The sequence below is a fragment of the Gracilinema caldarium genome (assembly GCF_029265695.1).
Classification (GTDB): Bacteria; Spirochaetota; Spirochaetia; order Treponematales; family Breznakiellaceae; genus Gracilinema; species Gracilinema caldarium_A.
On the sequence record NZ_JAJUHW010000067.1, the window covers coordinates 1 to 9,998 of the forward strand.

The 9,998-nt window shown below is 52.4% G+C and carries 7 protein-coding genes; 5 read left to right on the forward strand and 2 right to left on the reverse strand.

Annotated elements, in window-relative coordinates:
- Positions 1 to 3: 3 nt before the first annotated feature.
- Complete coding sequence (locus Q7P68_RS13405; protein ID WP_304226502.1) at positions 4 to 1,002, reverse strand: serine/threonine protein kinase; 999 nt, start codon at positions 1,000 to 1,002, stop codon at positions 4 to 6.
- Between the two features lie 129 nt (positions 1,003 to 1,131).
- On the opposite strand from Q7P68_RS13405, the gene Q7P68_RS13410 reads away from it, so the two are divergent.
- Entirely contained in the window at positions 1,132 to 1,548 is a 417-nt protein-coding gene (locus Q7P68_RS13410; protein WP_304226504.1) for a NifB/NifX family molybdenum-iron cluster-binding protein, read from the forward strand.
- A 132-nt stretch (positions 1,549 to 1,680) separates the two neighbouring features.
- On the opposite strand, the gene Q7P68_RS13415 is transcribed toward Q7P68_RS13410, so the two are convergent.
- The gene (locus Q7P68_RS13415) at positions 1,681 to 4,131 is read right to left on the reverse strand and encodes a glycogen/starch/alpha-glucan phosphorylase (RefSeq protein ID WP_304226506.1); all 2,451 of its coding nucleotides are present in this window, start codon (positions 4,129 to 4,131) and stop codon (positions 1,681 to 1,683) included.
- A gap of 198 nt (positions 4,132 to 4,329) precedes the next feature.
- On the opposite strand from Q7P68_RS13415, the gene Q7P68_RS13420 reads away from it, so the two are divergent.
- The 4 genes from Q7P68_RS13420 to Q7P68_RS13435 form a co-directional block, all read left to right on the forward strand.
- Complete coding sequence (locus tag Q7P68_RS13420) at positions 4,330 to 5,151, forward strand: alpha-hydroxy-acid oxidizing protein (protein WP_304226508.1); 822 nt, start codon at positions 4,330 to 4,332, stop codon at positions 5,149 to 5,151.
- A gap of 226 nt (positions 5,152 to 5,377) precedes the next feature.
- The gene (locus tag Q7P68_RS13425; protein WP_304226510.1) at positions 5,378 to 7,207 is read left to right on the forward strand and encodes a proline--tRNA ligase; all 1,830 of its coding nucleotides are present in this window, start codon (positions 5,378 to 5,380) and stop codon (positions 7,205 to 7,207) included.
- 145 nt (positions 7,208 to 7,352) lie between these two features.
- Positions 7,353 to 8,708, forward strand: a complete 1,356-nt coding sequence (locus Q7P68_RS13430) for a PTS transporter subunit IIC (RefSeq protein WP_304226512.1) — start codon at positions 7,353 to 7,355, stop codon at positions 8,706 to 8,708.
- Between the two features lie 34 nt (positions 8,709 to 8,742).
- The coding region (locus Q7P68_RS13435) for an NAD(P)-dependent malic enzyme (RefSeq protein WP_304226513.1) at positions 8,743 to 9,998 on the forward strand (1,256 nt) is incomplete at its 3' end.

Consider the following 9,998-nt stretch of genomic DNA (forward strand, 5'->3'; position numbering starts at 1 on the left):
CCTTCAGCCGCCCATTTCGCAGAGCTGGTCCTCCAGGTCTTCGATACATTTTACCCAGAAAGCCCGGCTCCCCCAATCGGGGAAGTGCTGATAAAAGGCCCGGTCAAAGCGCTGCTGGCTCTGCCAGTGGAGGTAATGGACCATCCTGAAAAACCTGAGATCTTCGATGAGGGCCAGTTCTCTGGGATCAAATTCTTCAAAATCAGTGTAGCCCTGGAGTATGAGTTCCAATTCACGCCTGCTATTGCGGAGGTGGTCCGGTAAAAGAAGCCAGAGATCCTGCACCGCAGGTCCTGTTATCATGTCATCAAAATCGATAATGACAAGGCCCCTATCAGACGAGCCGATAAGGTTCCCCCGGTGAAAGTCGCCGTGTAGACGTAGTGCTGAAAGCCCTTGGTAGTGGCTCCTGAAAAGTTCCAGCGCCCGGTCGGTTATGGATATAAAATCGGATACAAAATCTTCTGGTATAAGCCCTTCCTCTAACAGCTTTTCCCTATAGTTTTGTAAAAGATCTGGTTCTAAACGGAGCCGGCTCTCTGCCTTTGCCTTCCTTCCGGTAACATGCAGGCGGGCAGCCAATGAACCCAGCCTGAGCCAGTCTTCATCCGATTCTGGATCAAAGGGCCGGCCAGAAATCTTGGGAAAGAGGGCAAAGTAAAAAACAAGTTCTGTAGCTTCAGTTGTTCCTGGGGTACATGCTTCGAGTGTTAAGGTCTGAATGGTTATTCCGTCCCTATCGGGTAACGGCAAAACGACAGGACATTCGCCCCGAGCTAATTCTTCAAGAAATTGATGCTCTTCTTGTATTTGTTCGATAAACCAGCGGCCGGGCCGGTAAAATTTTGCGACCAGTTCTCTGCCATCCGTATCCTCTAGTCCATAGACTCGGTTGATATAGCTTGGGTAGGGATAAATAACACTTTTAAGGGAAATTCCAAAGGCTTCTTCTACCGTATCGGTTATAAGGTCCGGGGTAAGGCAATTAAAGGGCGCTTCCATAGTACAAAGGTAACAGCTGAGAAGTGGTTCTGCAAGAGAAAATGAAATCTTTGCGGCGGACCCAGGTCTTGTCTTAAAGCTATAAAGTGAATATAATGAGCATATGCTAATAATGAAAAGGAGCGAAATTTGAAAATTGCCTTTGTAACCGATGACGGAAAGACAATAAGCAAGCATTTTGGCCGGGCTCGGTTTTATGAAGTAATCACAGTGGAAAACGGCCAGGTTGTAGGCCGAGAACAACGGGAAAAGCTGGGGCATGCCCATTTTGCAGGCACCCATGATCACCATCACGAACATCATGACCATCATGGTCACGGAGGTGGGCATGGATTTGATACAACATCCCAGGAACGGCACAACCGTATGGCGCAGGCGATTGTGGATTGCCAATATTTAGTGGCAGGTGGTATGGGAGCTGGTGCCTATGCAAGTCTGCAGCAGGCTGGTATTACCCCGATTGTGACCGACTATTCACATATAGATGAAGCAGTACAAGCTCATATAGCGGGGAATCTTAAAAACCATACCGAATATTTGCATTAAACGTTTCGCATGCTCATAAAAAAGGCCGCTGCATTTTTTGCAGCGCTGCAAAACATGCAGCAGCCTCCTGTGATGCCTCATTGACTCGCCGGGGCTCCATTGCGGGGCCCCGTTCATCAATCAAGGTGACTCTTATTTTACTTCGATAGGCTTAATCTTCCAGATGTCAGCGGCATATTCGGCAATAGTTCGGTCGGTGGAGAAGATTCCCGAGCGGGCCACGTTGATGATCGCCATTTTGTTCCATGCGTCCTGGTCGGCGTAGGTGCTGACGACCCGTTCGTGGACCTGTACATAGGCATCGAAATCGGCGAGGACGTAGTAGGGGTCAGGCCGGTTGCCATCAACACCGTGTACCAGGGAGTCGTAGAGTTCCTTAAAGGCGGCCTGGAATTCGTGGCCGAAGGTTCCGTCCACCAGCTGGTGTACGACCCGGGCGAGGGCGGGGTTCCTGCCCAGATACAGGTGGGGGTCGTAGGAATGGGTTGCTTCCACGGCAGCTATTTCTTCGGCGGAGAGTCCGAAAATAAAGGCGTTTTTGCGGCCCACTTCCTGGACTATTTCCACGTTTGCTCCGTCCATGGTGCCCAGGGTGAGGGCGCCGTTCATCATGAACTTCATGTTACCCGTGCCGCTGGCTTCCTTGCCGGCGGTGGAAATTTGTTCAGAGACCTCCGCAGCGGGGATGATTTTTTCTGCCAAGGTTACCCGGTAGTTTTCCGCAAAGACTACTTTGAGCCGGCCTTTAACCCGGGGGTCTGCATCTATCCGGGCCGCCTCGGCGCAAATAAGTGAAATAATCGATTTGGCCCGCCGGTAGCCGGAGGCTGCCTTGGCGCCGAATATGAAGGTCTGTTTCGGCATTTCGATGGTGGGGTCATCGGCGAGCCTGTTATGCAGGTACATGACATGGAAAATATTGAGGAGCTGCCGTTTGTATTCATGGAGCCGTTTGACCTGCACGTCAAAGATAGAATCGGGGTCGATTTTTGCGCCCTGGGTCTTCTCCAGGTAGGCAGCAAGTTGTACCTTGTTCTGCCGTTTGATTGCGGCAAAGCGCTGCCGGAAGGCCGGATCCTCCGCATAGGGTTCCAGGGCTTTGAGTTTGGAAAGGTCTGTTTCCCAACCGGAACCGATGGTTTCGGTAATGAGGGCTGAAAGGCCGGGGTTGGCGAGTTTTAGCCAGCGCCGCTGGGTAACGCCGTTGGTTTTATTGTTAAAGTGATCGGGTTTCCACTCGTACCAGTCCCGGAGTTCCCGTTTCTTTAGAATTTCTGTATGCAGGGCGGCGACACCGTTTACTGAGAATCCGCCAACTAAGGCTAGCCGGGCCATGTGCACCATGCCGTCGGCAATAATGGACATGCGGTTCCGTCGCTCCCAGTCATTCGGATAGAGCTGTTTAAGGCTTTCCTGGTGTCGCCGATCGATTTCTTCCACAATGTTGTAGATCCGGGGAAGGAGGGATGAGAAGAGGTCCAAGGGCCACTTTTCCAGGGCTTCCGCGAGGATGGTGTGGTTGGTATAGGCGAACATTTTGGTTACGATGGACCAGGATTCGTCCCAGCCAAGGCCTTCTTCGTCCATGAGGAGCCGCATCATTTCGGGGATGGCAACGACAGGATGGGTGTCGTTGAGCTGAACCACCGCAAAATCGGGGAGTTTGGCGAAGTCTCGTCCGAATCGTTGTTTAAAGGAGCGGAGTATGTCCTGGAGGCTTGCGGAAACAAAGAAATACTGCTGTTTGAGTCTCAGTGCCTTGCCGGAGGGGCCTGAGTCATTGGGGTAGAGTACCCGGGATAGGTCTTCTGCCTGGTTGGCCTTTTCTACAGCTCGGGTGTACTGCATGTCGTTAAAAAGTTGGAGGTTAAAACCATCGGGGCTATAGGCTTCCCAGAGTCGGAGTGTGTTGACGGTTTTAGTATTGTAGCCCACGATAGGCATGTCATGGGGAATTGCTCGGATGATTTCGGCGTTTTTTACCGTAAACCGTTCGCGGCCCTGTTCGTCTACAATAATACCTACTTCGCCACCGATTTTAACATCCACTGCAAGGTCGCTTCGTTTAATTTCCCAGGGATCCCGGTGCTCAAGCCAGTTGTCGGGTTTTTCGATTTGCCGGCAGTGTTCAATTTTCTGCTCGAACATGCCGTAGCGGTACCGGATACCGTAGCCATGACCGGGGAGGTTCATGGTCGCCAGGCTGTCCAGGAAACAGGCTGCAAGCCGTCCGAGACCGCCGTTGCCGAGCCCTGCGTCCGGTTCCTGGTCCTCGATTTCGTTGATGTCGTGTCCAATTTCTGCAAGGACTTCCTTAACCATGTCCAGAATACCCAGGTTGATGAGGTTGTTGGTCAGTGCCCGGCCCATGAGAAATTCTGCAGACAGGTAAAACATCTGGCGGCCTGGATTGGCATCGAAGGCCTTGCGGGTGGCCATCCAGTTGTCCAAAATGTATTCCATGGAGGCTGCGGCTACCGCGTCGTATATGTCGTGGAGTGTCGCTTCGGCAAGTTCCTTGCCGTAGCGGCGCTTGAGCCTGAGCCTAATATGTTCCTTAAAGGTTGCTTTATCAATATTCAAAGGGATCCTCCTTGTGCCGGCGGACCGATTACTAAACCGGTTCAGCACTATTCTAAAATCGTAACGTAAAATCTCCAATCCTGTCAATAATGGCCCCCTTGAAAAAGCCCGGCGAGTCTGTAATGCTCAATCCTAATGAATCCCTTAGCTACAAACCCGAAATGCTATTTCTGTCCTGTCTGTGACGGATATGCCTGTATGAACGAACTCCCCGGTCTGGGCGGTGTCTTTGACAATCACAATTTTATCTCCAATGTCCGGGACTGGGACCTCGTTGCCCAGATGGTAGAACTGGACGGTGCGGGCTTGCCCCGTATCAGGCTGGCGCCCATGACGGGGGCTACCCAAAACATGGGCTATGATACGGAGAGTCCTTATTATGGAGAGGCGGTTCGGGGCTGCCTTGAGGCGGGTATTGCCCTTTGTATCGGTGACGGATACCCGGATGAGAAACTACTCGGAGGAATCGCAGCCTTAAAAAGCCATGAGGCAAAGGGGGCGGTGTTCATCAAACCCTATCCGAACAAAAAGATTCTTGAACGGATGGCCTGGGCTGCGCCGGTAGCAGAACTGGTAGGTATCGATATCGATTCCTACAATATCCTTACCATGCGGAACCTGGTAAATCTTGAAAAAAAGGATGCCCGGACCCTGCGTTACTTAAAAGAAGAGGCTAACAAGGTCTGGGGGCTCCCCTTTGCCATTAAGGGTGTTTTTACCCAGGAAGATCTGGCTTTGGTAGAAGAAGTTAAGCCCGACGTGGTGGTTGTTTCGAACCATGGCGGCCGGATTGAGACCGAACGGGGGAGTACCGCCCGCTTTCTTTTACAGTACGGAGCGCAGCTTAAGCAGCATACGGGATCCCTCTGGGTTGATGGAGGGCTACGGACCAAGCGGCATTTTCTCCTGGCCCGCGCCCTCGGTGCTCAGGAAGCCCTGGTCGGCCGGCCTCTGGTAATTGCCCTCCTCCGAGATGGCCCGCAAGGTATTGTAGACTGGTACCGGAATGTTTTAGCATAAAGGTGCGCCTGTAGGAGAACGCTTGAGGGTGCGGCCTCGAGCTGTTGTGTATCGCTGCGGCCTCATGGGGTACCCTGAGACAGCCGCCTGAGGCCGCCGACAGTACTGGACCGAATACACCAACCAAACAGCCCAACCGAACACGCCAGCCCCCTTGCCCAAGAGGCGCCTTGCCGGTTATTTTACTCTCATTGTTTTATCCTTCCATAATAAGGACATAATTTGTATGAAAATATCTGAAACCTTTATTCCTACCCTGCGTGAAGTCCCCGCCGATGCGGTTATTGTGAGTCACCAGCTTATGATGCGGGCCGCCATGATGCGGAAGCTTGCCAATGGCCTTTTTGCATACCTTCCCCTGGGACTGCGGTCCTACCGGAAAGTGGAATCCATTATCCGGGAGGAAATGGATGCCATCGGCGCCCTGGAGATAAAACCCCCGGTAGTCGTTCCTGGCGAGATATGGAAGGAATCGGGCCGCTGGGAAACCATGGGAGAGGGGATGCTCCGGGTTAAGAACAGGCTCGGAAACGACTTTGTGGTGTCCCCCACCGCGGAAGAAGCCTTTACAGCCCTGGTACGGGATGAACTTAATAGTTACCGCCAGCTGCCCCTGACGCTGTACCAGATAAATACCAAATACCGGGATGAAATCCGCCCCCGCTATGGGGTTATGCGGGGCCGGGAATTTACCATGAAGGACGCCTATTCCTTCCATACGGATGATGAAAGCCTGGATAAAACCTACCAGGCCATGGGAAGGGCATACCGGCGGATTTTCCAACGCTGCGGCCTAACGGTTATTCCTGTCCGGGCGGACACGGGTGCTATGGGCGGTACCGGTTCGGAAGAGTTTATGGTAGAAAGTGAAATCGGCGATAATACGCTGATCCTTTGTAAGGACTGCGACTATGCGGCCAATGTGGAAAAAGCTGCCTGCAAGCCCGATTTCACTTCCCCTGCTTCTCTTGATGTTGCAAAGGCTGCCGCTGCTGCCACACCATCAATCACTAAGATTGAAACTCCCTCGGTTCGGACCATTGAGGAACTGTGCGCCTTCCTTAAAACTGACGCAAAGTCCTTTATCAAGACCCTGGTATACAAGGCATTGAATGTAGAACTAGACCTATCTTCCGCCCCGGGCTGTGCAAAACTGGAAAAACATGCTTCTGCACCGGATGCACCTAAAACATACCCCGAGGCTTTTTTCGCAGTGGCTATCCGGGGCGACCTGGATGTTAATGAGACTAAGCTTGCGGCGGTTCTTAAGGCCAGCGAAGTTATGCTCGCCTCCGATGTGGATGTAGAGCGGCTTACCGGCGCACCGGTCGGTTTTGCAGGCCCCGTTGGCCTCACAGGTCTTCCGGTTGTGGCCGATGAAACCGTCACTGCTATGGCCGATGCGGTGACCGGCGCCCTCGCCAAGGACCTTCACTATGCCCATGTGGCGTACGGGCGGGATTTTACTCCCTGGCTTGTGGCCGATGTCAGAACCGTAAAAGCTGGGGACCGCTGCGCCCTCTGCGGTGGGGAACTCTACGAAAAGAAAGGCAACGAACTGGGACATATCTTTAAATTAGGCTACAAGTACACCAAGTCCATGAATGTCACCTATCTAGACGAAGCGGGCAAGACCCAGATTCCTACCATGGGCTGTTATGGTATTGGTGTAGACCGGACTCTTGCCTCTATTATAGAAGAACATCACGATCAGGACGGCATCGTGTGGCCCATGTCGGTGGCTCCCTACCATGTTATTCTTGTACCGATTAAGTATGACGGGGCCGTAAAGGAAACCACGGACCGCATCGAGGCAGAACTGATCAAACAGGGGGTGGAAGTTCTGGTAGATGACCGGGACGAACGGCCGGGTGTAAAATTCAAGGATGCTGACCTGATCGGTATCCCCTTAAGGGTGGTTATCGGGGAAAAGAACCTACCCAAGGTGGAAGTAAAGCTCCGCAAAGAAAAAGACAACCGTCTTCTGGAAGTAAACGAAGCGATTCAGGATCTGGTATCCCTGGTCAGGCAGGAACTGGCAAAATTGAATGCTTAGGTAAAACATCAGGGTAAGGAGTCGGGGCTTAACGACCCATGGTTTGGTGCCCCGGCGCTTACAAGGTCTTGCACCGGAGAGAATTAGTCTGGGGGCTCCAGACGGGTCCTGGGTGGGCCCCGGCGGGCCATAAGCGGGAGGTGAAATGATGGAAGTTTTAGGCCGTGTAATTGGTTGGATTTTTTCATTTAAAGTGTATCTTTTACTGCCGGTGCTCTTTTTTATAATAGCCCTGGTTTCCCGTATGCCCTTGGGTAAGGCCCTGCTGCAATCCCTCAAGGTTGGTATTGGTTTTGCCGGGGTGTTCCTCATCTTCGATGCCTTTCTAGGCATCATGCATCCCGCGGTGTCCTCCATGGTGCAATCCCGGCACCTGGATTTCCCTGTTGTCGATGCGGGCTGGCCGCCCCTGGCTGCCATTACCTGGTCAAGCTGGATTGCTCCTCTCATCATCCTTCTCGTGTTGCTGGTGAACATCCTTATGCTGTTCCTCCGGTGGACCAGAGTGTTTTATATTGATATCTGGAATTATTGGCATTTTGCTCTCATCGGCTCCATGCTGCTTTCCGTGGGCATGCCACTGCCGGTTGCCCTCGCAGGTAGTCTTTTTTCCGCGATTTTTGTCATCAAAATGTCTGAACTCACAATTCCCTATGTGCAGAAAGAGGCGGGCATCACCGGAGTAAGCATCAGCCCCCTTACCGTGGCAGGTTTTGCACCCTGGGCGATTGCCATGGATGGGCTCATCGAAAAGGTTCCCGGTTTGCGCCGCCTCTCCTGGAACCCTTCCCGTTCAAAGGGTCCCTGGGCTGTCATGGGAGAACCCATGATTGTCGGCTTTTTCATTGGGCTTCTCTTTGGTTTTTTGGCGGCCTATGAACTAAAAGAGATATTTGAAATGGCCATAAAAGTGGCGGCCATTATGTTTTTGCTGCCCCATTGCGGCGCCCTTATCGGAGAGGCTACAGGGGCCATTTCTCAGGCCGCTTCGGACCGGATGGCGCCCCTGTTTGGAGGCCGGCCCCTGGCAATCTCTATGGATACGGGTTTTTTGATGAAAAATCCTTCGGTAATTGTAACCGGTATGCTCCTTATGCCCGTGAGCCTTGCCCTGGCATTTGTGCTGCCCGGCAATAAGGTGCTTCCTGCAGGTGATTTACCGAACCTGATGTCTATCTTTTCCGTGGTCGCCCTTATTACGGGCGGAAATGTGGTCCGGGCGGTTATTATCGCCGTACCGGTTATTATCAGCTTTCTGTATATTGCTACCGCACTCGGCCCCCTTATTACCTCACTGGCTCAGAAGGCCGGAAGTCTCAGCGGCGTTTCAGAAGCTTCAAGCCTTGTGGTAAGCTCCTTTACCGACGGCGGAAATCCTCTGCGCTTCTGGATATTCGAGCTTTTCCGTGGTAATGTGGCTGCACTGTTGTTTTTGATTCCCCTGGCATTTATGCTTTTGTATGCATTCAAAAAAACGAAGCAGCTTTCGGGAATGAAATAACACAGAATTCCATAAGATCTCGAAGGATTTTTATATGAGCATAGACATTAAGCTTGCGGACCTGGACAAACTCTTCCCCGCTGACTTTACCGAAGAACAAAAGGCGAAGGCTAAAACGCTTTTCTTAAAAAACCTTTCCCTGGAAGCTCACCGCTTTTACGGAGGCAAAATGCAAACCTTGCCGCGCTGCGGTATTTTTGGCTTCAACTGGTTTAATGTCTGGTATACCCCGGGGGTATCAAAAATATCGACCACTATCCGGGATAACAACGACACTTCCTTTGCCCTTTCGAGCAGGGGCAATATGGTCGCGGTGGTCTCCGATTCGACCCGGGTTCTGGGCGACGGAGACTGCACCCCGCCGGGAGGCCTTGGTGTAATGGAAGGCAAGGCCATGTTGATGAAATACTTAGGCGGTGTAGACGCGGTTCCCCTTTGTATCGATTCCCGGGATGAAGGGGGAAAAAATAATCCGGACAAAATCATCGAATTTGTGAAAATGGTCCAGCACTCCTTTGGGGCCATCAATCTGGAAGATATCAGCCAGCCTAACTGCTTTAAGGTGCTGGATGAACTACGGGAGGCCTGCGATATCCCGGTTTGGCACGACGATGCTCAGGGGACAGCCTGTGTTACCCTTGCGGGGCTCATCAACGCGCTGAAACTGGTTAATAAAAAGCTTTCTGATGTGCGGATTGTGCTTCTCGGTGCGGGGGCCTCTAATACCACCATTGCCCGGCTTCTTATGACAGACGGGGCAGACCCGGCCAAGATAATCATGTTCGATTCCCAGGGTGCACTGCACCGGGACCGGAAAGATATAGAGACTGACAAGCGGAACTATCGGAAGTGGGAGCTCTGTCAGAAGACCAATCCGCAGAAAATCAGCGACATGGAGCAGGCTATCCGAGGCGCGGATGTACTGATTGCCCTTTCTACTCCGGGGCCTGATACGGTGAAACGGGAATGGGTGCGGGCCATGGCTGACAAGGCCATTGTGTTTGCCTGTGCCAATCCAGTTCCTGAAATCTGGCCCTATGCGGCGAAAGAGGAGGGGGCCTATATTGTAGCCACCGGCCGGGGTGATTTTCCGAACCAGGTCAACAACTCAGTCTGTTTTCCTGGCATTCTTAAGGGGGCCCTCCTTGTGCGGGCTAAAAAAATTACCGACGGTATGGCGATCCGCTGCGCCCACTCTATCGCCGATTTTGCCGAAAAACGGGGCATCAACCCCGATAACATTATCGCCACCATGGAAGAAACTGAGGTGTTTGCTGTTGAGGCTGCCGA